The sequence below is a fragment of the Kytococcus sedentarius DSM 20547 genome, assembly GCF_000023925.1.
In the GTDB taxonomy this organism is placed as follows: domain Bacteria; phylum Actinomycetota; class Actinomycetes; order Actinomycetales; family Dermatophilaceae; genus Kytococcus; species Kytococcus sedentarius.
Genome location: NC_013169.1, coordinates 2662690 through 2684295, shown reverse-complemented (window position 1 = coordinate 2684295; position 21606 = coordinate 2662690). Strand labels below are relative to the sequence as shown.

21 protein-coding genes, 6 tRNA genes and 1 other RNA gene are annotated in these 21606 nt (G+C 71.9%); 15 read left to right on the top strand and 13 right to left on the bottom strand.

The window, feature by feature from the left end:
- Nucleotides 1–6 precede the first annotated feature (6 nt).
- Both cysK and epsC read left to right on the top strand, forming a co-directional pair.
- Nucleotides 7–936, top strand: coding sequence for a cysteine synthase A (cysK, locus tag KSED_RS12780; RefSeq protein WP_015780491.1), 930 nt, complete (start codon nt 7–9; stop codon nt 934–936).
- Nucleotides 937–938: 2 nt separating this feature from the next.
- Entirely contained in the window at nt 939–1628 is a 690-nt protein-coding gene (gene epsC, locus KSED_RS12775) for a serine O-acetyltransferase EpsC (protein ID WP_015780490.1), read from the top strand.
- Between the two features lie 176 nt (nt 1629–1804).
- On the opposite strand, the gene KSED_RS12770 is transcribed toward epsC, so the two are convergent.
- Complete coding sequence (locus tag KSED_RS12770; RefSeq protein ID WP_015780489.1) at nt 1805–2191, bottom strand: YtxH domain-containing protein; 387 nt, start codon at nt 2189–2191, stop codon at nt 1805–1807.
- A 91-nt stretch (nt 2192–2282) separates the two neighbouring features.
- Nucleotides 2283–2558, bottom strand: a complete 276-nt coding sequence (locus tag KSED_RS12765; protein WP_015780488.1) for an HU family DNA-binding protein — start codon at nt 2556–2558, stop codon at nt 2283–2285.
- 209 nt (nt 2559–2767) lie between these two features.
- Between KSED_RS12765 and KSED_RS12760 the strand changes: the two genes are divergently transcribed.
- Both KSED_RS12760 and KSED_RS12755 read left to right on the top strand, forming a co-directional pair.
- A tRNA-Ser gene (locus tag KSED_RS12760) sits at nt 2768–2857 on the top strand.
- A 229-nt stretch (nt 2858–3086) separates the two neighbouring features.
- A complete protein-coding gene (locus KSED_RS12755; RefSeq protein ID WP_015780487.1) occupies nt 3087–3290 on the top strand; it encodes a cold-shock protein in 204 nt (67 codons plus the stop codon).
- A 263-nt stretch (nt 3291–3553) separates the two neighbouring features.
- Here the strand turns inward: KSED_RS12755 and KSED_RS12750 are convergent, their stop codons facing one another.
- The gene (locus KSED_RS12750) at nt 3554–5047 is read right to left on the bottom strand and encodes an LCP family protein (protein ID WP_015780486.1); all 1494 of its coding nucleotides are present in this window, start codon (nt 5045–5047) and stop codon (nt 3554–3556) included.
- Nucleotides 5048–5218: 171 nt separating this feature from the next.
- Here KSED_RS12750 and KSED_RS12745 point away from each other — a divergent pair.
- A tRNA-Ser gene (locus tag KSED_RS12745) sits at nt 5219–5310 on the top strand.
- A 216-nt stretch (nt 5311–5526) separates the two neighbouring features.
- On the opposite strand, the gene KSED_RS12740 is transcribed toward KSED_RS12745, so the two are convergent.
- Both KSED_RS12740 and KSED_RS12735 read right to left on the bottom strand, forming a co-directional pair.
- Nucleotides 5527–5599, bottom strand: a tRNA-Arg gene (locus KSED_RS12740).
- A gap of 194 nt (nt 5600–5793) precedes the next feature.
- Nucleotides 5794–6264 (bottom strand): VTT domain-containing protein, encoded by a 471-nt coding sequence (locus tag KSED_RS12735; RefSeq protein ID WP_015780485.1) that lies wholly within the window; start codon nt 6262–6264, stop codon nt 5794–5796.
- 182 nt (nt 6265–6446) lie between these two features.
- Here KSED_RS12735 and KSED_RS12730 point away from each other — a divergent pair, with 182 nt between their 5' ends.
- Complete coding sequence (locus KSED_RS12730; RefSeq protein ID WP_015780484.1) at nt 6447–8414, top strand: O-antigen ligase family protein; 1968 nt, start codon at nt 6447–6449, stop codon at nt 8412–8414.
- A gap of 7 nt (nt 8415–8421) precedes the next feature.
- Here KSED_RS12730 and def read toward each other — a convergent pair whose 3' ends face one another.
- The 4 genes from def to upp form a co-directional block, all read right to left on the bottom strand.
- Nucleotides 8422–9000 carry a peptide deformylase gene (gene def, locus KSED_RS12725; protein WP_015780483.1) on the bottom strand — a complete coding sequence of 193 codons (579 nt, stop codon included), beginning with the start codon at nt 8998–9000 and terminating at the stop codon, nt 8422–8424.
- Nucleotides 9001–9073: 73 nt separating this feature from the next.
- Nucleotides 9074–9811: a PH domain-containing protein gene (locus KSED_RS15145; protein ID WP_015780482.1), complete on the bottom strand. Its 738-nt coding sequence runs from the start codon at nt 9809–9811 to the stop codon at nt 9074–9076.
- Nucleotides 9801–9977 carry a hypothetical protein gene (locus tag KSED_RS14995; protein WP_169307801.1) on the bottom strand — a complete coding sequence of 59 codons (177 nt, stop codon included), beginning with the start codon at nt 9975–9977 and terminating at the stop codon, nt 9801–9803. The genes KSED_RS15145 and KSED_RS14995 overlap by 11 nt, the downstream gene beginning before the upstream one ends.
- Before the next feature lie 140 nt (nt 9978–10117).
- Nucleotides 10118–10756 (bottom strand): uracil phosphoribosyltransferase, encoded by a 639-nt coding sequence (upp, locus tag KSED_RS12715; RefSeq protein ID WP_015780480.1) that lies wholly within the window; start codon nt 10754–10756, stop codon nt 10118–10120.
- 17 nt (nt 10757–10773) lie between these two features.
- Here upp and KSED_RS12710 point away from each other — a divergent pair, with 17 nt between their 5' ends.
- Nucleotides 10774–11253, top strand: coding sequence for a nucleoside deaminase (locus KSED_RS12710; protein ID WP_015780479.1), 480 nt, complete (start codon nt 10774–10776; stop codon nt 11251–11253).
- Nucleotides 11254–11266: 13 nt separating this feature from the next.
- A tRNA-Ser gene (locus tag KSED_RS12705) sits at nt 11267–11356 on the top strand.
- A gap of 115 nt (nt 11357–11471) precedes the next feature.
- Here the strand turns inward: KSED_RS12705 and KSED_RS12700 are convergent.
- Complete coding sequence (locus KSED_RS12700; RefSeq protein ID WP_015780478.1) at nt 11472–11927, bottom strand: SRPBCC family protein; 456 nt, start codon at nt 11925–11927, stop codon at nt 11472–11474.
- 34 nt (nt 11928–11961) lie between these two features.
- Entirely contained in the window at nt 11962–12501 is a 540-nt protein-coding gene (locus KSED_RS12695) for a LytR C-terminal domain-containing protein (protein WP_015780477.1), read from the bottom strand.
- Between the two features lie 115 nt (nt 12502–12616).
- On the opposite strand from KSED_RS12695, the gene KSED_RS12690 reads away from it, so the two are divergent.
- Complete coding sequence (locus KSED_RS12690) at nt 12617–14239, top strand: helicase HerA-like domain-containing protein (RefSeq protein WP_015780476.1); 1623 nt, start codon at nt 12617–12619, stop codon at nt 14237–14239.
- A gap of 104 nt (nt 14240–14343) precedes the next feature.
- Here KSED_RS12690 and KSED_RS13895 read toward each other — a convergent pair whose 3' ends face one another.
- Nucleotides 14344–15138, bottom strand: coding sequence for a LytR C-terminal domain-containing protein (locus tag KSED_RS13895; protein ID WP_015780475.1), 795 nt, complete (start codon nt 15136–15138; stop codon nt 14344–14346).
- 131 nt (nt 15139–15269) lie between these two features.
- Nucleotides 15270–15354 (bottom strand) — tRNA-Ser (locus KSED_RS12680).
- Nucleotides 15355–15480: 126 nt separating this feature from the next.
- Between KSED_RS12680 and ffs the strand changes: the two genes are divergently transcribed.
- The 6 genes from ffs (at nt 15481) to KSED_RS12655 (ending at nt 21239) form a co-directional block, all read left to right on the top strand.
- An RNA gene (gene ffs, locus KSED_RS13920) (signal recognition particle sRNA small type) lies at nt 15481–15577 on the top strand.
- Nucleotides 15578–15711: 134 nt separating this feature from the next.
- Complete coding sequence (locus KSED_RS12675; protein WP_015780474.1) at nt 15712–18102, top strand: DNA polymerase III subunit gamma and tau; 2391 nt, start codon at nt 15712–15714, stop codon at nt 18100–18102.
- A 10-nt stretch (nt 18103–18112) separates the two neighbouring features.
- Nucleotides 18113–18727 (top strand): recombination mediator RecR, encoded by a 615-nt coding sequence (gene recR, locus KSED_RS12670; protein WP_015780473.1) that lies wholly within the window; start codon nt 18113–18115, stop codon nt 18725–18727.
- Nucleotides 18724–19188: a hypothetical protein gene (locus KSED_RS12665; RefSeq protein ID WP_015780472.1), complete on the top strand. Its 465-nt coding sequence runs from the start codon at nt 18724–18726 to the stop codon at nt 19186–19188. The genes recR and KSED_RS12665 overlap by 4 nt, the downstream gene beginning before the upstream one ends.
- A 34-nt stretch (nt 19189–19222) precedes the next feature.
- Nucleotides 19223–19299: transfer RNA gene (locus tag KSED_RS12660), tRNA-Pro, on the top strand.
- Between the two features lie 689 nt (nt 19300–19988).
- Nucleotides 19989–21239, top strand: coding sequence for an IS256 family transposase (locus KSED_RS12655; RefSeq protein ID WP_015780471.1), 1251 nt, complete (start codon nt 19989–19991; stop codon nt 21237–21239).
- Nucleotides 21240–21606 lie beyond the last annotated feature (367 nt).

The following is a 21606-nucleotide window of genomic DNA, read 5'->3' as shown; positions in this document are numbered from 1 at the left end:
GCAGGCATGACCATTCACCAGGACATCACCACGACCATCGGCGGCACCCCGCTCGTGCGCCTCAACCGCCTCACGGAGGGCGCCGGCGCCACGGTGCTCGCCAAGCTGGAGTCGGCCAACCCGGCCGCCTCGGTGAAGGACCGCATCGGTGCGGCCATCATCGACGCCGCGGAGGCGTCGGGTGAGTTGCAGCCCGGCGGCACCATCGTGGAGGGCACCAGCGGCAACACGGGCATCGCCCTGGCCATGGTCGCCGCGGCCCGCGGCTACAAGCTCGTGCTGGCCATGCCCGAGACCATGAGCCGGGAGCGTCGCGGCGTGCTGCGCGCCTACGGCGCCGAGCTCGTGCTCACCCCCGGCCCCGACGGCATGAAGGGTGCCGTGGCCAAGGCGGAGGAGATCGCGGCCGAGCGCGGCGGCGTCCTCGCCCGTCAGTTCTCGAACGCCGCGAACTCGCAGGTGCACCGGGAGACCACCGCCGAGGAGATCTGGGCCGACACCGAGGGCGACATCGACGCCTTCGTGGCTGGCATCGGGACCGGCGGCACGATCACCGGTGTGGGTCAGGTGCTCAAGCAGCGCAAGGACGACATCCGGGTGGTCGCCGTGGAGCCGGCCGACTCCCCGATCCTCACCGGCGGCGAGGCCGGTCCGCACAAGATCCAGGGGCTGGGTGCGAACTTCGTGCCCGAGATCCTGGACACCGAGGTCTACGACGAGGTCGTGGACGTGGAGTTGGACGACGCCCTGCGCGTGGCCCGCGAGCTCGGCACGAAGGAGGGCATCCTGGCGGGCATCTCGTCGGGCGCCAACGTGTACGCCGCGCTCGAGCTGGCGAAGCGCCCGGAGATGGACGGCAAGACGATCGTGGTCATCGTGTGCGACTACGGCGAGCGTTACCTCTCCACGCCGCTGTTCGAGGGCCTGACGGACTGAGCATGGCGCGACGACGAGACGGGCTGCGGGATGGGCTGCCCCCCGCCCGACCGGCGCGCTCACGTGGCCCCGCCGGCCGGGCCCGCGGGCTCCTCGGCGACGGCCTGCAGGGGGTCCGCCGCCTGGCGCGCCAGGTGACGGAGGACGCCGATGCGGTGATCGCCCGCGATCCCGCGACCTCATCGCGGGTGGAGGCCTTGCTCACGAGTCCGGGCCTCCACGCCGTCGCTGCTCACCGCGTCGCCCACGAGCTGTGGAAGCACCCGGCGGGGCGCCTCCCGGCCCGGGTGCTGGGCGCCGTCTCCCGCGCGGTCACCGGGGTGGAGATCCACCCGGGTGCCCAGATCGGTCGGTGTCTGGTGATCGACCACGGGATGGGGGTGGTCATCGGCGAGACGGCCGTGGTCGGCGACGACGTGATGATGTACCACGGCGTCACTCTGGGAGGGGTCACCGGAGACGCTGTGAAGCGGCACCCGACGGTCGGCGACAACGTGCTGCTGGGTGCGGGCTCGACGGTCCTCGGTGATATCGAGGTGTCGCCGGGTGCGGCCGTGGGTGCGGGGGCCGTGGTGCTGAAGCCGGTCCCCAGCGGGCAGGTGGTCGGTGGCATCCCAGCCAAACCGCTCAACTCGACCTACGAGCTGCCCGAGCTGCCGCGGGACCAGGCCGCGGACCACTGGGTCATCTGAGGCCTGCGCCCCGGGGGGCAGGTGAGGCGCCCCGGGGGCGGATGGCGCCCGTAGGCGAATGACGCGCCCAGGGCAACACCTGCGCCCGGAGACAGACGAGGCCCCCTCCGAAGAACTCGGAGGGGGCCTCACTGCTGTGCGGCCGGAGCCGCGTCACCGCTCGAGAGCGGTCAGCCTCACTTGTCGCCGAAGCTGGAGGTGTTCGTGGTCGGCTGGAACCCGGAGGTCGAGCCGCCCGTCGCGCCACCGGTGGTGCCGGTCGTGCCGGTGGTGGCAGTCCCGGTGGTGGTGGTCGGGTTGGTGGTCTGGGAGAAGGAGGAGTTGCCCTCGGTGGCGGAGTTGCTGTCCTTCACCTCGGCGACCTTGTCCTTGACCTGGTCCTGGGCCTGCGAGAACGCGGAGCCCGTGGAGGACTTGGCGGTCGTCACGGCGTCCTGGACGCGGGGGTCGCCCCACAGGGACTGGGCCTGGTCGACCAGGGCGTCGTACTTCTCGCGACCGGCGCGGGTGCCGAGCACGTAACCGATGCCGGTACCGACGAGCAGGAGGAGCTTGTTCTTCATGGTTCTACCTCTCAGTGGTGTGCGGGTTCGTGCTGGGTCGTGCGTCGTCACAGGACCCGGAGTGCCCCCGGGGAGGGGGAACGGTGGTGCATCAGCCCTTGGCGGCAGCCTTGAGCGCGGAACCGGCGGACAGCTTGGCTCCGAAGGAGGCCGGGATCTCCATGGACTCACCGGTGCGCGGGTTGCGGCCGGTGCGGGCGGAGCGCTCGACACGCTCGATGGTCATGAGACCCGGGAGGGAGACCTTCTCGCCCTTGCCGACGGTCTCGCAGATGACGTCACCCATGGCGGACAGCACAGCAGCGGCGTCCTTGGCGGACACGTCGGCCTGCTGAGCGATGGCGCTGGCGAGCTCGGTGCGGTTCATGAGTACTCCTTGTTCGTGCACATTCATGCGTCGAGCGAGGGGGCCGGCGAGCCGGCTGGTCCCTCCTGGTTGGGGCCGACTCGTGTCGGCACTGGCTCCATCATGTCCCATGACAGCCTCAACGCAAGTGGCGCGGCGTGCAACTGGGCCGAATCGGGTGCCCCACGTAGGGTGGGGGGCGCCTCGGTCCACGTCGTGTGCCGAGGCCGGGAGGGCTCGCATAGTGGCCTAGTGCGGCGGTCTTGAAAACCGCTATGGCGGCAACGTCATCGTGGGTTCGAATCCCACGCCCTCCGCCACGCACGTGACCTGTGTCTCAAGCGGTTCCAGCGGACCACGAAGGCCGCGATCGGTGGTAACCTAGAGGCAAGTTGCACTCGCAGTACCTCGCACGTCGAAGGAACACCGTCCGCTTGCGGACGCACATCTGGTTGATCTACGGCAGGCTTCGCCCGCCGGGGGTTCTGGCAGCAACGTGTGGTCGGCACTTTCCGCCGATCATCGCCAATCCAACGAAAGAGAATCCCCATGGCACAGGGCATCGTCAAGTGGTTCAACGCTGAGAAGGGCTTCGGCTTCATCCAGCAGGACGGCGGCGGCGACGACGTGTTCGTCCACTTCTCCGCCATCCAGACCAACGGCTACCGCTCGCTGGAGGAGAACCAGCGCGTGGAGTTCGAGATCACCCAGGGCCCCAAGGGCCAGCAGGCGGAGAACGTCATCCCCCAGTGATTTCACGCTGAGCGTCGCGGTCTGACCGCGGACGACAGCGCAGTAGAAGGGCCCACCTCCTCGGAGGTGGGCCCTTCTCGTGTGTGTGCCGCGTGCGACCGGGCTGTCCGAGCAGCGTAGACGCGCCGCGTGGCGCTCGGCGCGGGAGTGTCAGTCGCCGGGCTCGATGGGGCCGCTCACCCGTGGCGCTCGGCGCGGGGCCGCTCACCCGCAGGCTCGATGGGCCGCGCGCAGGCTCGCCCGCGCGGCCCTCGCAGCCCGGCTCAGCAGGTAGCGGCCAGCTCCTCGGCCTCGTTGGGCGACGGCTCCTCGGCCTCCTCGGTCTCCTCGGTCGTCGACGGGGAGGGCTTGGGAGTGGGCGTCGCGGTGGGCTTGGGCGGGTTGATGGAGCGCTCCACCATCGCGTGGATGGCCTCGAAGTCCGGGTCGACGGTGTCGATCCGCTCGTTCGTCAGCGGCAGGCTCTTCATGCGTCCGTCCTTGACCTTCAGGAACAGGTCCGCCCAGGCCGGCAGGTCCTCCTGCGGGATGTCGGTCCACACGTTCTCCTCCAGCGCGCCCGCGATCGCCGGGTAGCGCCGCAGCATGTCCAGCGGCTGCGACTGGGAGATCAACGCCCCGACCATGCAGCGCTGTCGGTCCATGCGGTCGTAGTCGGAGGTGGTGGCGCGGGAGCGCGAGTACCACAGGGCCGTGTGGCCGTCCATGTGCTGCGGTCCCTCCTCGATCCAGCCGCGGATCGAGCCGGGCACGATCTGCCCGTTGGAGACCTTGCCGCCGATCGGGATGCGCTCACCGACGGTGATGTCCACGCCGCCCATGGCGTCGACGAGCTGCTGGAAGCCCTGCAGGTCGACCGTCACCACGTGGTGGATGTCCAGGCCGACGACCCCCTCGATGGCGTCGCGCGTCGTCTCGGAGCCGGGGTTCGGCTCGTCGCCGAACAGCTCGCTGTGTGCGGAGGCCTCGGACCAGAGGGCATTGATGATGCAGGCGTTGCCGCAGTCGTAGCCCGACGGCCAGATCTGGTGCAGGGGGTTGCCCGGCGGGATGGGCGCCTGCATGAGGTTGCGCGGCACACCCACGAGCACGGAGTTGCCGGTGCGCGGGTCCATGCTCATCACCATCAGCGCGTCGGGCCGGACGCCCTCGCGGCTCTCCGCGGCGTCGGAGCCCAGCAGCAGCAGGTTGACCCGGTCGAACCCGGCCCACGGGTCGTCCTCGTGGATGGCCGGGCGGCTGGTGGGCTCGCTGCCGGAACCGCCGGCGAAGACGGTGGAGACGGCCTGGCGGTGCGCCGCCACGGTGTTCACGGCCTGCACCGTCGGGGCGAGCACGAGGGCGCTCATCAGCAGCGCCACGCCCGTCAGTGCCACCGAACCCCGGGTGTCCAGGCCGCCGGGCCGGGTCACGCGGGCGGTGATCGCGATGAGGGCGATCCACAGCAGGGCGGCCAGCACGATGCCGGCGGCCAGCAGCAGGAGCTGGCTGCTCGAGCTGGCCACGTCCACCGCGGTGTTCAGCAGGCCCCCGTCGACGAACCGCCAGATGAGCCCCCCGGCCAGCAGCACGACGCCGGTCAGGGCGAGCGCGCCGAGACGCCAGGTGGGCGTGAACAGCAGGCCGAGGCCGGGGACGATGCCGGAGAGGGCCGTCAGGCCCAGGGCGCGCGGCAGCGACTTCTCCTGCTGGGTACGACGGGGAGACCATCCGCTCGGGGATGACCCATGCCCTTCCGCGTCTGCGGATGTGCTCACGCTGCTCCTCGGGTTGCTCGTCCGCGCCGGGGGGGGATCCACGGACGTTGCGCCAGCCGCCCCCCAACCGGTGCGCACAGAGTAGCGGGGCGACACCCCCGGCGTACAGGGCACCCGGATTTCTGCCCTGCGGGCTCACCGGGTAGCCTGTCCCATCGCATCCCGATGCGAGGAGACGTCGCCTAGTCTGGTCTATGGCGCCCGCCTGCTAAGCGGGTTTGGGGTTTATAGCTCCATCGAGGGTTCAAATCCCTCCGTCTCCGCCGACGTGCACCGCACGACTCGAACGCCCGGAGCCACCCACGGTGGCGCCGGGCGTTCGGCGTTCCCGGTGCCGATCGAGCCCGCCCCGTCCCCGTGGGCCGGCAGATCCTCCCGCACCCCCGCAGCCTGCCGAGCGAGGCCGCCCACACCCCCGCGCACGACGAAGGCCCGGTCACCTGGGCGACCGGGCCTTCGTGGACTGTCTCAACACAGTGCGCGCCCGTAGGGATTCGAACCCCAAACCTTCTGATCCGTAGTCAGATGCTCTATCCGTTGAGCTACGGGCGCCCATCTCGTCGATCCGTTGTGTGCTCGCGCACCGTCTCGGCGGGACGAGGGACAACAATAGCCGATCAGTGGCCCAGCTGCCAACCCGACCGGTGGGACGGGCTGCTGACCTGCCCGTCCAGCGGCGGGCGCGCGCCCGCATCGAGGCCGCCGGTGGGGGTCCGTCCCCCGGGGAGGAGGATGGGGCAGGCGGCTCAGCGCACCAGGTCGAGGGCCCAGGTGAAGGCGCCGAGGATGGCCGCGAAGCGCAGGGTGCGGCCGAGGGTCATGGAGACGAAGCAGCCCACCGCCGACATGCGCAGCTGCCCGGCGACCACGATGAACACGGCCAGCGGGGGCAACCCCACCACACTGGAGAGCACCATCGTGGCCTGGCCCCAGCCCGCGTGCTGCTCCATCCACGTCACGAGGCGGTCGTAGCGCTCGCCGACCCCGGGCTTCTCCAGCTGGCGCCGCATCCACGGCCACCCGAGGCTCCAGCGACCCAGGGCGTACCAGGGCAGCTTGCCCAGGGAGTGCCCCAGCGAGGCCACGAAGGCGACGGTCCACACGCCGACGTCGTCGACCAGCGCGCCCACGCCGCCCAGCCAGAGCTCGATGGGCACCCCGGGGACCAGCGCGGACAGCGCACCGAACCCCAGCGTCCCCAGCAGCAGCCACCACACGGGCAGCAGTGTGTCAGGCCGGGGGCGCGGGGCGTCCGGACCCGAGGCTCCCCACGGGTCCGGAGGAGCTCCCCCGGCTGGGTGAGCGTGCGGTGTTGGTCCCGTCACAGGTGGCTCGCTGGTGCGGGAAACGGCCTGCCGCCTGAGTAGCCTCGGGGGCACCACGAACCCCAGGGGGACCCATGGACGCACCGGACCGTCGCCGCGTGGCGGCCGCCCTGCGCGGGCTCGGGGTCGTGGTGCTGCTCGCCGTCCTGCCGTTGGTCTCCACCCCGGAGACGCTGGACATCCGGGAGCCCGTCCGCCGGGTCGCGATCGCCGGCGTCCTGGTCTGCGCGGCCGGCGCCTGGTGGGCCGATCGTCGTGGGCCGCAGCTCCCGCGGGCCGTGTGGTGGGCGATGGGGGTGGTGGCCCTGGCAGCGGTGGGCTCCACGTGGGCCTCGGCGAACTCGTGGCTGTCGGTGGTGGGCCGGTACCCGCGGGACGAGGGGCTGCTCATGATCGTGGCCTACCTGGCCATGTTGCCCGCCGGGGCCGTCCTGTTCGCCACCGCGGCGGGCCGCCGGCTGGCCGTGTGGACGGCGACGCTCTCGGGCTGGGTGCTGGTCTGGATGGGGTTGCGCGACGTGCTCAACGGGCAGACCCACCGTGTGGTCACCGCCCTGGGGAACGCCTCGACGGTCGGCATCTGGGGCCTCCTGCTGGCCGCCTGGCTGGGTTGGGTGGCCTGGCGGGAGCGGTCCCGGGTGGCACTGGCCGGGGCGTTCGCCGGCGCCGGCCTGCTGGTGCTGGGCGCCTCGCGCGGGGCCCTGGTCGGGGTGCTCGTGGCGGCGGTGCTCTCGCTGGTACTGGTGGCGCGCACCGAGGGCGTGCGACGGGTCCTGGTGCCCGCTGGGCTGATGGTGGCCGGCGTGGTGGTGGTCCTGGCCCTGCCGATGACGCGTGACCGGATCTTCCTGGAGGAGGCCGGCGCGGGCACCAACATTACGGTGCGCCTGATGATGTGGCGGCACACGCTCGCGCTGGTGGCCGAGGAGCCGGTGCTGGGTCTGGGCCCCTCGCGCTGGGTGGGGGAGACCTCGGCCGGGTACGGGCCCACCTGGCAGGCAGAGGCCAGCCCCGGCGTGCGCCTCGATGGGGTGCACAACGTGGTGCTGCAGGTCACCGCCGCCCTCGGGGTGCTCGGGCTGCTGGCGGTGACCGGCCTGGCCGTGGTGGTCGGGATGGCACTGCTGCGGGCTGCCCTGGGGGCGGTGGCCCCGGTCCGGCGTGGCCACGACCGCGTGGCCCTGGCCTCATGGCGCTCCGGCCGGGCGACGCGGCGGGAGAGGGCCCAGGGGCGTGACGCGTTCGCCTCCTGGCCCGCGGCCGCGCTCGCGGTGGGTGTGGGGACGGCGGTGGCGCTGATGTTCGCCTACACCGAGCCGGTTTTCGTGGTGCCGGGTGCTGCCGTGGTGGGGGGCGGCCTCGCCGTCGCCCATGGCGCGGGGGGCGCCGCCGTCCCCCGTCGCCGCCCCGCACGTCCCCGGGCCCCGGAGGTGCTCCCCGCAGCCCTCACGGCGGTGGCCACGGTCTCGCTGGTGGCCACCACGCTGGTCTGGGACGGCTACCGCGACGCACGCACGGCGGTGGCGAGCGGTCCGGCCGCCGCCGGACCGCGCCTGCAGCAGGCCGAGCGCATGGCGCCCTGGGACCCGAACATCCCCGTGCGGGCCGCGGGGGCCATGACCACCCTGGCGGCCGACAAGGGCGCCTGGCACCGCAGCTGGGGCAACGAGCTCGCGCCGCAGGACGACGCGCTCACCCGGGCGTGCCCCCGCATCGCGCCCGACCAGCAGTGCCTGGCCTGGCAGGCGCGCGCCGCGCTGCAGGCCGGCGATCCTGGACGGGGTGGGCTGCTCATCCAGCAGGCGGTGTCGATGGGGCCGGACGACCACCTCTCCCGCGTGGTCCAGCAGGAGGTTTTGCTGGCGCAGGGAGACCCCCCGCAGGCGGTGGCCGCAGCCACGGACCACGTGGAGCGCAACCCCCACCTCCACACCGCGTGGCGGATGCTGGCCCACGCCCAGCAGGCCGACGGCGACCTGGCCGCGGCGCAGCAGAGCGCCGCCCGCGCGGACCGGGAGCTCGCGGACTTCCAGGCCGGCTAGGCCCGGCTCAGACCTTCTCGGCCTTCTGGGTGGTCGGGTCCCACTTGAGGATCCGCTCGTCCTCCCAGCCGCGCTCCTTGATGGCGTCGCGCGCACGGCGCTTGTCCTCCGGGGACAGGCGCTCGACGTAGAGGTGGCCGTCCAGGTGGTCGGTCTCGTGCTGCAGGCAGCGGCCCAGCAGACCCGTTCCCTCCACGCTGATGGCATTGCCGTCCAGGTCGGTGCCGGTCACCCGCGCCCAGTCCGAGCGGGCGGTCGGGAAGCTCTCGCCGGGCACGGACAGGCAGCCCTCGTGGTCGGCCTCCGGGTCCGCCGACAGCGGGGAGACGTGCTCCTTCTCGAGCACCGGGTTGACCACCACGCCGCGGGCGTCGGGGCCGGCCTCGGGGTCGTGGGTGCAGTCGTAGACGAAGATCCGCCAGCGCACGCCCACCTGGTTGGCGGCCAGGCCCACGCCCTCGGCGGCCTCCATGGTGTCGAACATGTCGGCCACCAGGGTGCGGATTTCGTCGGTCACCTCGCGCACCTTCTTGGTGGGCTGGTGCAGCGCCTTGTGTCCGATGATGGTGATCGGGCGGACGGCCATGGTTCTCCCTCGGGGCGTGGTCCGGCGGGTGGCCGGTGTCAGGTGGTCGGCCCAGAGTCTAGGAGGCCCGCCCTCAGCCTGCGCCGTCGCGCTGGCGACGACGCTGGGCGGCCCGACGGCGCTTGAGCGCCGTGCGTGGGTTCTCCTCGTGGTCGAAGTCCTCGTCGCCCTCGAGGCGCACGCGCTCCACGTCGTCGTCGGCACCCTCGGGCAGGAACACCCCATCGGCGTCGAAGAGGGAGTCAGGCTCGCCGGCCTCGTGGGCGGCCTCCAGGTCCTCGTCCGGGTCGGCGGGCGGGGTGCTGGTGGGGCCGCGGAAGATCTCGGAGACCATCGCCCGGTAGTGGGTGTCCGGGTCCGGCACGAAGTCGATCTTGCTGAGGGCCTGGCTCTGCCCGGCGGACTCCATCGTGAAGGTGCCGTAGCCCAGGATTCGCCCCAACAGGGAGCGGCCGTAGTTCATGTCGGTCACCTTGGAGAGCGGCATCATCGCCACCCGCCGCACGATCACGCCGTAGGTGAGCAGGAGCCGCCGGTCAGTGCCGACGAACCAGGTGCGCCGCCACTCCCACAGCAGGAACAGTGTGCGGGCCAGCACGGCGAACCACAGCCACCAGAGGATGTCGGCCACGGCCACGAACTCCGCCGGGATGGTGGCCCCCACCCAGAGCACCAGGGCCAGCCCGAGCAGGGCCGACGCGATGGGTTCGACGATCGTCACCCAGTGGTAGCGGACCGCGATGACCACACGCTCACCCGCCACCAGGTAGCGGGCGACGAGGTCGAGGTTGATCTGTGGCTCAGCGTCCATCCAGGATGCTGTCGTAGAACCCGCCGAGGCTGCTGAACGCCTGCACGATGATGTCGCCGATGGCGCGGAAGATGTCGCCGGTGCGCTCCGGGCTGGTGAAGATCGCGTAGATGATGAAGAAGAGCAGCAGGTACCACAGGAGCTTCTTCAACCGTTCCCAAGCCATCGTGGTGCCTCTTCAGTCGTGGTGCGTGCGGGTCGTGGTGCGTGCGCGGGGTCACGCGTGCGGGCGGTGCGGCCCACGAGTGGCGGCGGTGCGCACTCGGGGCCCTCACCGCATCGTGCCAGATCGCGGCGGTGGAGCGGTCAGACCACGCCGTACAGGCGGTCGCCGGCGTCGCCCAGCCCGGGGACGATGAAGCCGTTCTCGTCGAGCTTCTCGTCGATGGCGCCGGTCACCAGCGTGATCGGGATGTCCAGGTCGCCGAGCGTCTCCTCCATGCGGGCGATGCCCTCGGGGGCGGCGATGAGGACGATGGCGGTGATGTCGTCGGCGCCCAGGTCCACCAGGTAGCGGATGGCGTCCACGAGCGTGCCGCCGGTGGCCAGCATCGGGTCGATGACGTAGCACTGGCGGCGGTCGAGGTCGTCCGGGAGGCGGTTGGCGTAGGTGTGTGCCTCGAGGGTCTCCTCGTTGCGCACCATGCCCAGGAAGCCCACCTCCACGGTCGGCATGAGGCGGACCATGCCCTCCAGCATGCCCAGGCCCGCGCGCAGGATGGGAACGACCAGCGGCTTCGGGGTGGCCAGGGCCGTGCCGTGCGTGGTGGCCACCGGGGTGGTGACCTCGCACTCGGTGGTGCGGATGTCCCGCGTGGCCTCGTAGGCCAGCAGCGTCACCAGCTCGTCGGCCAGCCGGCGGAAGGTGGGGGAGTCGGTGGTCTCGTCCCGCAGGAGGGTGAGCTTGTGGGCGATGAGCGGGTGGTCGGCGACGTGAACGCGCATGGGGGAAACTTACTGCAATGACCAGCACCGCCAACCCGGACCGGGCCACCCAGGAGGCGTGGATCGGCCATGCCCTGCGGGCGGGGGAGCAGGCTCTCGCCGCCGGCGACGTGCCGGTGGGGGCGGTCGTCATCGGGCCCGGCGGCCAGGTCATCGGGCGGGGGTGGAACCGGCGGGAGGCCGAGGGGGACCCCCTCGCCCACGCGGAGGTGGTCGCGATGCGGGCGGCCGCCGCCGTGCGTGGTGGCTGGCGGTTGGAGGACTGCGCGCTCGCGGTCACCCTGGAGCCCTGCCTGATGTGCGCCGGCGCGATCGGGCAGGCCCGCATCCCGCTGGTGGTCTTCGGTGCCTGGGACGCCAAGGCCGGCGCGTGTGGCTCGGTGTGGGACGTCCTGCGGGACTCCGCAGCCCTCCACCGAGCCGAGGTCCGGGGAGGTGTCCGGCAGGAGGACTGTGGGCGAACACTGGGTGATTTTTTCGTGACGCGCCGCGTCTAGTACCCTTCCGGGCGGTGACGTGTCCGAGCGGCCGAAGGAGCTCGCCTCGAAAGCGAGTAATGGTTGACGCCATTCGTGGGTTCAAATCCCACCGTCACCGCCAGTCGCAGCACGAGGGCGGCCCCACGCCGGGGCCGCCCTCGTCGCGTCTCGGGGCCGTGCGTGGGCCGGCGTGAGGGGTGGCGGTGGCCCGCTGCCCTCGTCGCGCCCCGGGGCCCTCAACCCTCGACGGAGGCCTTGATGTCCAGCAGGTCCTTGCGGCACTGCGAGGCCATCATCCGGGCCATCGGGCGCATCAGCACCGACATCACCCTCGCGCTGCGGGTCAGCGGCTCGGCGGAGAAGCTCATGGTGAGCCGCGTGGCCTCGCCGTGGGCGGTGCCGACCGGGGCCACCCGGTAGCCGCTGGTGTAGCGGGCACCGTTGCTCTGCGCCTCCACCACGTAGTGGCTGTCCTCGACCAGCTCGACCACCCACATCTCCTCGGTGGCGTCCTGGCCCATCATGCGGCGGGTCTCGCGCCAGCGCGTACCCACCTCCATGCGGGCGGGACCCTCGAGGACCTCGATGCGGGAGATGCCCCCGATGGTGTCGCTCGCCCGGTCGAGATCGCGGATGCGCTCGAAGACCTCGTGGAGCGGTGCGTGGACGGTGACCGACTCGGTGATCTGCATGATGCTCCTGTGAGGGGGTGAGGGCTGCGCCGACTCAGCTGGTGCAGGCCTCGGTGGCGGGGCCCACCGTCATCGAGGACTCGATGGAGCCGCCCTCCTCGCCCAGGGCGACCGTGGCCACGAAGCCGTCGCGGGCGTCGTCCACCACCTGAGCGTCCGGGAACCAGGTGGCCAGGGCGTCCGCGGCGGGCCGGCTGTCGCCGCCGGTGAGGATGCGGGTCTGCCCGTCCTGGGCCGTGGGGGCCGACGCGGTGCCGATGACGATGGCACCGCGGTTGCGCAGCTGCTCGCTGATGCGGCTCACCGCGGTGTCGCCGGCACCCGCATCGGCGACGTAGACCCGGGGCGCGTCCAACTCGGTCTGGCAGTTGGCCGCCGTGGTCTCCGGCTCGGGCCAGAACCCCAGCACCAGCGAGAGGCCGTACAGCCCGGCGACGGCCAGGGCGCTGACGATGCCCCAGAAGGCCAGGTCGCCCCACGTGCGCTTCCTGCGGGGTGCCCGCTCCTCCTGCGGGGCAGGGCGGACCCACCCCGTGCGGGGGTCGTAGGGGTCCCTGTACTCGGCGTCGTGCACGGGGCAACTCTGACAGATCGCCCGGCGCCAGGGCCCGCGAGGTGGGCCTGTGCTCTTGTACTGTCCCCCAGCGTGCCGACCCGCCAGGGGCCGGTGGTCAGGACGAGGAGACAACGTGAGCACAGACGCCACCAACGCCGGGTCCTCGGGCCTGCTCGAGCAGATCCGCACCGGGTACGCCTTCGAGGGGGCGTCGCTGGTCCTCGGCGCCGCCGTGGAGGGCGGGGAGGCCCACGCTGACCTCCCGGTGGGCCTGCCGCTGGCCTCGCTCAACCGCCACGGCCTGGTGGCCGGTGCCACCGGAACCGGCAAGACCAAGACGCTCCAGGTCATGGCCGAGCAGCTCTCCGCCACCGGGGTGCCGGTCTTCCTTGCCGACATCAAGGGAGACCTCTCGGGGCTCGCGTTGCCCGGTGAGGAGGGGGAGAAGATCACCGAGCGCGCCGCATCGGTCGGCCAGGAGTGGCGCGCCACCGCATCGCCGGTGGAGTTCCTGCGCTTGGGCGACAAGGGGACGGGGGTGCCGGTGCGCGCCACGGTGACTTCCTTCGGCCCCACCCTGCTCAGCAAGGTGCTGGGGCTCACCGAGATCCAGGAGTCCAGCCTCGGCCTGGTCTTCCACTACGCCGACAGCCACGGGCTGCCCCTGGTGGACCTGGGCGACCTGCGGGCCGTCATCCAGCACCTCGTGTCGCCGGAGGGCAAGGCGGACCTCGAGGGGCTGGGGGCGCTGTCCAAGGCCACGGCGGGGGTGATCCTGCGCGAGCTCGTGACCTTCGGGGCCTCGGCCGACTCGTTCTTCGGCGAGCCGGAGTTCGACACCGCGGACCTCCTGCGCACCACCGAGGACGGGCTGGGGGTCATCTCCTGCCTCGAGCTGCCCAGCGTGCAGTCCGACCCGCAGCTGTTCTCGACCTTCCTGATGTGGCTGCTGGCCGACCTGTTCAACGACCTCCCCGAGGTGGGCGACCCCGTGAAACCGGAGCTGGTCTTCTTCCTGGATGAGGCGCACCTGCTGTTCAAGGACGCCAGCAAGTCCTTCCGGGAGTCGATCGAGAACACCGTGCGCCTCATCCGCTCCAAGGGCGTGGGCGTGTTCTTCGTGACGCAGGTGCCCACCGACCTGCCCGACAGCGTCCTGGCGCAGCTGGGCAACCGGGTGCAGCACGCCCTGCGCGCGTTCACGCCGAACGACCAGAAGGCCCTGCGGCAGGCAGCCCGGACCTACCCGCACACCTCGTACGACCTCGAGGAGCTGCTCACCACGCTGGGCACGGGCGAGGCCGTGGTGACGGTGCTCGGTGACGACGGTGTGCCCACGCCGGTGGCCCATACGCGCCTGCGTGCGCCGCAGTCGTTGATGGCGCCGTGCGGTGAGGAGCGCATGGCCGAGGTGATCGACGCCTCGGAGCTGCAGCCCCAGTACGCCGAGCGTCTGGACCCCGAGTCGGCCTACGAGAAGCTCATGCACACCATGGAGGCCTCGGCCGGGCCGGACGACGCGGCGGACACCGGTGCGGGTGCTGGCGCTGGCGCTGGCGTGGAGAACGCGCCGCAGCAGCGTGCGGACCGGGCGGACGACGACGTGCGCCGGACCCGCCGCGTCGAGGAGGCCGACCAGGGCGTGCTCGGGCAGATCCTCGGCAACCGGGCCGTGAAGTCGGCGATGCGGTCAGCCGGCACCGCGGTCGGCCGCGAGCTGGTGCGCAGCATCTTCGGCACCCGCCGGCGTCGCTGACGAGGCCCGGCGCGGCACGACGCGCCGTGGGGGCGCGCTCACCCCAGCGATCCGCGCGCTCACCCCAGCGGGGTGCGCTCACGCCATCGGGGAAGGGGGATGGGTCACTCGCAGCCGATCTTGTCGCCCTGCTCCACCTCGGGCACGGCCTCGGGCTCGGTGTACTCCGGGGTCGGGCCCTCGAACCTGGCGCCCAGCACGAGGTCGACCGTCTGGTCGGTGCGTCCGTCGTCGCTCAGCACCGCATCGGGCACCTGCGCGGCGACGGTGCGCGCCATCGGCTCGCTGGCCGCGCCGTGGCGGATGACGGCGGTGCGATCGGGGTACCACTTCCTCTCCGGGTCGTTGCCCACCTGGTCGACGGTGAAGCCGCGCCCCCGCATCGCGTCCGCGGTGTCGCCGGCCAGACCGACGGCCGAGGTGGTGTTGTAGACGTTCATCTGCACCTCGTCGGGCTGCGCGGCCGGCTGCCGGGCAAGCTGCTCGAACTGCTCGCCGAGGATGACGTCGACGGTGGGGTCACGGCGGGAGTCGCGCAGCAGCTGGGCCCCCTCGATCTGCTGGGCGACGGTGCGGGCCGCCGAGAGCCCCATCTCGCCGTAGCGCACGATCGCCGCGTTGCCCGGGGCGTCCTCGTTCTCGTTGCCGGTGGTCAACACCGTGAAGCCGCGGGCCTCCAGCTCGCGGGCGGCGGTGGCAGCGGCTCCGGCCCCCGCGCCGTTGTTGAGCACGCTCACCTGCACCTTCGCGCGGTCGACCTCCTCGAGGTCGGGCCAGTTCTCGCAGTGCCCCGGCACCGGGTCCTGGGGGTAGGCGACCTCCGTGGTCAGGCTGCTGCACCCGCCCAGCAGTGCGGTGGACAGCAGTGCGGCAGCGGCGCAGACCAAGCGTGGGTGCACGGCATCCCTTCGACGTCACGGGGCAGTGGAGTCCGAATCTCTCACACCGTGGGGCCCACGGTAGCCGCGGCGCGGGCCCGGGCAACGAGAGAGCGCCACCTCGCAGTGACTGCGAGGTGGCGCTCATCCGGCGGAGGATGGGGGATTTGAACCCCCGAGGGTGTTAACCCAACACGATTTCCAATCGTGCGCACTAGGCCGCTATGCGAATCCTCCGCCGCGCAGGGTACACGGGGAGTGAAGGGTCAGTGAAATCCGGGTGTCCGAGCCGGCGGCCGCGCGGGTGGTGGCGGCGCCGGTGGACGGCCGTTGGGGTGCTGGCGGGGTGTCCCGTAGACTGTGCGCGACCTCCCACGCGGTGGTACCTCTCCGAACTCCCCCAGGGCAGGAATGCAGCAAGGGTAGGAGAGCTCTTCCAGGTGCGTGGGAGGTCCTTGCGTGTCCGGGGTGCCGCGGGGGCGGCGGTGTCGTGCGGCGAGGTTGACGCCGGCCCGCCGTGGGACTGCCGGTCGGCGACGAGGGGCTGGGGACGACGCGAGGTGCCTGTCACCGCCGGCGGCTAGGGTCGTGCCCGTGAGCACCGCCTTGTACCGCCGCTACCGACCGCAGAACTTCTCCGAGGTCGTGGGGCAGGAGCACGTCACCGGCCCCCTGCAGCAGGCGCTGCGCACCGGGCGGGTGAACCACGCCTACCTGTTCTCCGGGCCGCGCGGCTGCGGCAAGACCACCAGCGCCCGCATCCTGGCGCGCTGCCTCAACTGCGAGCAGGGCCCCACCGACTCCCCGTGCGGCGAGTGCGACTCCTGCCAGGACCTGGCGCGCGGCGGTGCGGGCTCGGTCGACGTCATCGAGATCGATGCGGCGAGCCACGGTGGCGTGGACGACGCCCGCGACCTGCGCGAGAAGGCCTCGTTCGGCCCGGCCCAGTCGCGCTACAAGGTCTACATCATCGACGAGGCGCACATGGTCACCTCGGCGGGCTTCAACGCGCTGCTGAAGATCGTGGAGGAGCCGCCGGAGCACGTCCTGTTCATCTTTGCGACGACGGAGCCGGAGAAGGTCATCGGCACCATCCGGTCGCGCACGCACCACTATCCCTTCCGGCTGGTGCCGCCGGCCGTGCTGCAGGAGTACCTGGCACAGGTGTGTGAGCGCGAGGGAATCACCGTGGAGCCTGGCGTCCTGTCCTACGTGGTGCGCGCCGGGGGCGGGTCGGTGCGTGACTCGATGTCGGTGCTCGACCAGCTGATCGCCGGGTCGGACGACGCCGGCATCACCCTGGCGGGCACGACCGCCCTGCTGGGTTTCACCGACAGCGAGCTGCTCGATGGGGTGGTCGACGCCTACGCCGCCGGCGACGGTGCGTCGCTGTTCACCACGGTGGAGCGGGTGGTCGAGTCCGGGCAGGACCCGCGGCGCTTCGTGGAGGACCTCTCGGAGCGGATGCGGGACCTCATCCTGGTGAACGCGGTGCCGACCGGGACCGAGGCGGTGCTGCCGGGCGTGCCCTCCGACCAGCTGGACCGGCTGCGGGTGCAGGCGAGCGGGCTGGGCCCGGCGGAGCTCTCCCGCGCTTCCGACGTGCTCTTCCACGGGTTGGCGGAGATGACCGGCGCCACCTCACCGCGGCTGCAGCTGGAGATCATCATGGCGCGGCTGCTGCTGCCCCGTGCTGCGGGGGAGGGTGGCTTCGCGGCCCGGTTGGAGAAGGTGGAGCGGTGGATGGCCTTCCGCGGCGACGCGTCTGCCGGTGGGACTGCCGGTGCGCAGGCCGGCGCACCAGCGCAGGAAGCGCCGGCGTCGCAGGGTTCCCCGGTCGCGCAGAGCGCGCCGGCGGTCCCGGCTGCGGCAGCGCCGCAGCAGGAGCAGTCCCGTGCGCAGGAGCCAGCACGCCGGGACCAGACCCCGCGGGATGAACAGCGCGAGCAGGAGCAGCCGGCACGCCAGGACCGGACCCCGCAGGGCGAGGAGCGCGCCCAGGAGCAGCCCGCTGCGCCGCAGCCGGCAGCCGAGCAGGCCCCGCCGGTCCCGGATGAGCCTCCCGCCGACATGTGGGAGGCCGAGGAGGCAGCGGCCGCCGCCGGACCGGACTCCGCCGGCGACCGGACACCCGAGCCCGGCGCCCCGCAGCAGGCCCAGCAGGCTGCCCCGGAAGGGTCCTCGTCGCCCGGGGCAGCCCCCGTCCCGCTGGAGACCCTGCGGCACGAGTGGCCGACGGTGCTCGACAAGCTCAAGGACATCAGCCGCGTGACCTGGGCCCTGGTGTCCCAGTCCATGCAGGTGCAGGACCTCAGCTCCGAGGGGCTCACGCTCGCCACCGAGGTGGCCCCCATCGCGGAGCGCTTCTCCCGCGGGGAGAACGCCGACCGGGTGGCGGCCGCGGTGCAGGAGGCCCTGGGCTTCCACCCGCGCGTCCGCTGTGTCGTGGGGGGCCCCGGTGACGGTGGCCAGAGCGGCTCTGGTGGGCCCGGGGGCGCGGGCGCCCCCGGCGGCCCGGGAGGTCGCGGTCCCGGTGGCACCGGTGGTGCCCCGGGCGGTCCGGGTGCCGGTGGCGTGTCAGGCCTGCCGTCCGCGCCGGACCCCGTGGGTTCTCCGGCCTGGGGTCAGCGCACGGACGACGCTCCGGATTGGGCGACCGGTGACCTGCCCGCCCCCAGGCCCGGCCCCGGTGCGGGCCAGGGCGGCGACGGTGCAGCCCCCGCAGGTGCCATGCCCCCACCAGCGGGTGAGCCGACCCCCGGCGCAGCTGCGGGGACCGCACCCACCGACGCTCCCGCATTGGCGCCCGGCGGTGGGGCGGGAACGGACCCCGACCCGTCGGAGGCGACGCCCGAGGAGGACGGTGTGGAGTTCACGCCGGACTACGCCGACGAGACGGTGGAGTCGGTCGGCATGGTGGGCACGGCTGCCATCGAGAAGATCCTCGGTGGCACCGTGATCGAGGAGCACTCGGACCAGGCATAGGGTTCGCACTGTGTATGAAGGCGCGGTCCAGGACCTGATCGACGAGCTCAACCGCCTCCCGGGGGTGGGTCCCAAGAGCGCGCAGCGCATTGCCTTCCACGTCCTGGCGGCCGACGCCGAGGACGTGCAGCGCCTCGCGACGGCCCTGCAGGTGGTGAAGGAGAAGGTGCGCTTCTGCGCCACCTGCGGCAACGTGGCGGAGGCCGAGGAGTGCCGCATCTGCTTGGACCCGCAGCGCGACGGCACCGCCATCTGCGTGGTGGAGGAGCCGCGCGATGTGCAGGCGATCGAGCGCACCCGCGAGTTCCGGGGGCGGTACCACGTGCTCGGCGGGGCGATCAGCCCGCTGGACGGCATCGGGCCGGACGACCTGCGCATCGCCCAGCTCATGCAGCGGCTCGGTGACGGCGAGGTGACCGAGGTCATCATCGCCACCGACCCGAACATGGAGGGCGAGGCGACGGCCACCTACCTCTCGCGGATGCTGCAGGTGCTGGAGATCAAGGTGAGCCGGCTGGCCTCCGGGCTGCCCGTGGGCGGGGACCTCGAGTACGCCGATGAGGTGACGCTCGGCCGCGCCTTCGAGGGGCGCCGCGTGGTCGCCCGCCCCGGGAGCACGCCGTGAGCTCCACCCGCTTCGTGCTCCCGCCGCGGGAGGAGGGCCCCTCGTCGAAGCGCTTCGCTCGGGCCCCGGGGCCGGAGCTGATCCGGTCGCGCTGGCGGAGCCTGCTGCGGCTCCTGGCGCTGGCCCTCTCGCCGCTGCTGGTGCTGGCGGGGCTGGTCATCCTCATCATCAACGTCTTCGGCCCGGTGGACGCCTACGAGGCGTGCGCCAGCCAACGCGGCCAGTCGGTGGAGGCCGCCGAGCCGGTGCACGTGGAGCGGCAGCTGATGCCGGTGACGCTCACCTGCACGTTCAGCGACGGCACGCAGGAGACCATGACCGACGCGACCGACACGGCCTGGCCCGTCGGCCTGATGGTGGGCGGCCTGGCGCTGACCTTCGTGGGGCTGGCGGTGCCGGTGCCCGGGAACCACGTGCGCAGGCTGCTGGAGGATTCGGAGCTGAGCCCCCACGTCATGTAGCATGCCGTGGTTGCCCGAACCGGGTGACGACCTTCGGGGTGTGGCGCAGCTTGGTAGCGCGCCTCGTTCGGGACGAGGAGGTCGCAGGTTCAAATCCTGTCACCCCGACCACACGAAATCGGCTCTGGCCAGCGGAATCCGCGGCCGGGGCCGATTCGTTTTCGCCCGGTTTGCCATAACTGGGCCATAACTGGACCGGCTGCGGGCAGGAAAGACCCCCGCGAGGCGGCAACCTCCGGGGGTCTGACGACAGCAGAGTTGAGGTGCTGGCGTGAGGCCCAGTCTAGCCGGTTCGGCTCCACCGTGTGAGGTGTTGAGCCCGGCCCATCGTGGCCATCTATGCGTCCCCCACCCCGCACTAGGGGCCTCTCCGCGTTCCCGGGGGTGGTCCATCGACTGACCGCCCGTGCTCGACGCGGCGCTGGACAGGGCCTCAGCCGCGAGACCAAAACGATCGACGCCCCCGGGAGATGACTCCAGGTGCCTGAACCGGCAGGTACCGCCCCTCGCAGACGCAGTGCACGGCGTGCGTGGGGTTGCGGCCAGCTCGCTCTCTCGCCGAGAGCGGGCTAGTCGGCGTGGGAACGGATCAACGTGAGTCGGCCTTTGGGGGGGATCCGCCACCAGTGTGTCCACCGTCAGGTGGTCCGTCGGCCTGGCCCCACTCCCACTGGCTCACGATGAGTTGAGTCCCGCATAGTGGTGTAGCGCGGTGGCCACGATGTGCCCGGACATGGGTGCGGTCACCGTGTGATCCTTCGAGTCAACCTTCCACAGAATCCTCGAACGGAGTCATCACGATGACCGCACCTCACATTGTGGACCCTGCCGGACTGCTGAGCGAAGCCCTGGCCGAAGCCTCGCCGGACCTGATGCGCCACTTGCTGCAGCAGACCATCAACGCCCTGCTGTCCGCAGACGCCGACGCTGTGGTCGGCGCCGAGTACGGCCGCCCCAGCACGACCCGTACCGCCCAGCGCAACGGGTACCGCCACCGCGACCTGGACACCCGCGTGGGCACGATCGACGTGGCCGTTCCCAAGCTCCGCACCGGGACCTACTTCCCCGAGTGGCTGTTGGAACGCCGCAAGCGGGCAGAAACCGCGCTGATCACCGTCGTGGCCGACTGCTATCTGGCCGGGGTGTCCACCCGCCGCATGGACAAGCTGGTCAAGACCCTCGGTATCGACGGCCTGTCGAAGTCCCAGGTCTCTCGGATGGCCGCCGAACTCGACGAGCACGTCGAGGAGTTCCGCCACCGACCCCTGGACACCACCGGGCCGTGGACCTTCATCGCGGCCGACGCCCTGACCATGAAGGTCCGTGAAGGCGGCAGGGTCATCAACACCGTCGCGTTGATCGCCACCGGGGTGAACAACGATGGCCACCGCGAAGTGCTGGGCCTGCGCGTAGCAACCGGAGAGACCGGGGCGGCATGGAACGAGTTCTTCGCCGACCTCGTCGCCCGCGGCCTGACCGGTGTGCAGCTCGTGACCTCTGACGCCCACACCGGTCTGGTCGAAGCGCTGCGGGCCAACCTGCCCGGCGCGACCTGGCAACGCTGCCGCACGCACTACGCAGCCAACCTCATGTCGGTCACTCCCAAGAGCATGTGGCCAGCAGTCAAGGCCATGCTGCACAGCGTGTACGACCAGCCCGACGCCCCCGCGGTGGACGCCCAGTTCGACCGGCTCCTGGACTACGTCCAGACCAAGCTTCCCGAGGTCCACGCCCACCTGGACGCCGCTCGGGCCGACATCCTCGCGTTCACCAATTTCCCGAAGGACGTCTGGTCCCAGATCTGGTCGAACAACCCCGCCGAACGCCTCAACCGTGAGATCCGCCGCCGCACCGACAGTGTCGGGATCTTCCCCACCCGCCAGGCCGTGGTCCGTCTCGTCGGGGCCGTCCTGGCCGAGCAAACCGACGAATGGGCCGAAGGCCGCCGCTACCTGGGCCTGGACCTCCTGGCCCGCTGCCGCATGCACCTCATCCCCGCCCCCCAGGAGGACACCACCACGACCACCGAGCTACCCGCCCTCACCGCCTGACAAACCACCCCACGACCCGAAGGACACCGCTACACCACTACCCGGGACTTGACCCGCGCCCGCGGGCTGGTGGTGTCCCGGCCGACGGGCCCGGCCTCGATCTGCGCGCTCACGTGCGCTCGAGCTTCCTGGACGTGCTGACCGTGCCCCCACGCCGGCCAGGAGACCAGAGGGTGACCCGCGAGGAGGCGACGGTAGGGTACGGTGGGGGCCTGCCGCCCGTCGGTGCCGCGCCGCTCCGCCAGCCCCTGCGGGGAAGACCGACGCACGGCTGGCGAGTGCGCCTCGACCTCGTGGCGAAGGAAGCCACCGTACTGTGCGGGGGCCCCGAGCTGCTGTTGGGCGGAAAGGTGTCATGGTGGACTGC

Bases quoted from the DNA above. Each gene is read 5' to 3' on its own strand.
- KSED_RS14995 (WP_169307801.1), bottom strand. From the start codon at position 9,977: ATGGCTTGGGAACGGTTGAAGAAGCTCCTGTGGTACCTGCTGCTCTTC.
- KSED_RS12765 (WP_015780488.1), bottom strand. From the start codon at position 2,558: ATGAACCGCACCGAGCTCGCCAGCGCCATCGCTCAGCAGGCCGACGTG.
- cysK (WP_015780491.1), top strand. From the start codon at position 7: ATGACCATTCACCAGGACATCACCACGACCATCGGCGGCACCCCGCTC.
- KSED_RS12730 (WP_015780484.1), top strand. From the start codon at position 6,447: ATGGACGCACCGGACCGTCGCCGCGTGGCGGCCGCCCTGCGCGGGCTC.
- KSED_RS12700 (WP_015780478.1), bottom strand. From the start codon at position 11,927: ATGCAGATCACCGAGTCGGTCACCGTCCACGCACCGCTCCACGAGGTC.
- KSED_RS12655 (WP_015780471.1), top strand. From the start codon at position 19,989: ATGACCGCACCTCACATTGTGGACCCTGCCGGACTGCTGAGCGAAGCC.
- KSED_RS12710 (WP_015780479.1), top strand. From the start codon at position 10,774: ATGACCAGCACCGCCAACCCGGACCGGGCCACCCAGGAGGCGTGGATC.
- KSED_RS12770 (WP_015780489.1), bottom strand. From the start codon at position 2,191: ATGAAGAACAAGCTCCTCCTGCTCGTCGGTACCGGCATCGGTTACGTG.
- KSED_RS12755 (WP_015780487.1), top strand. From the start codon at position 3,087: ATGGCACAGGGCATCGTCAAGTGGTTCAACGCTGAGAAGGGCTTCGGC.
- epsC (WP_015780490.1), top strand. From the start codon at position 939: ATGGCGCGACGACGAGACGGGCTGCGGGATGGGCTGCCCCCCGCCCGA.
- upp (WP_015780480.1), bottom strand. From the start codon at position 10,756: ATGCGCGTTCACGTCGCCGACCACCCGCTCATCGCCCACAAGCTCACC.
- def (WP_015780483.1), bottom strand. From the start codon at position 9,000: ATGGCCGTCCGCCCGATCACCATCATCGGACACAAGGCGCTGCACCAG.
- KSED_RS15145 (WP_015780482.1), bottom strand. From the start codon at position 9,811: ATGGACGCTGAGCCACAGATCAACCTCGACCTCGTCGCCCGCTACCTG.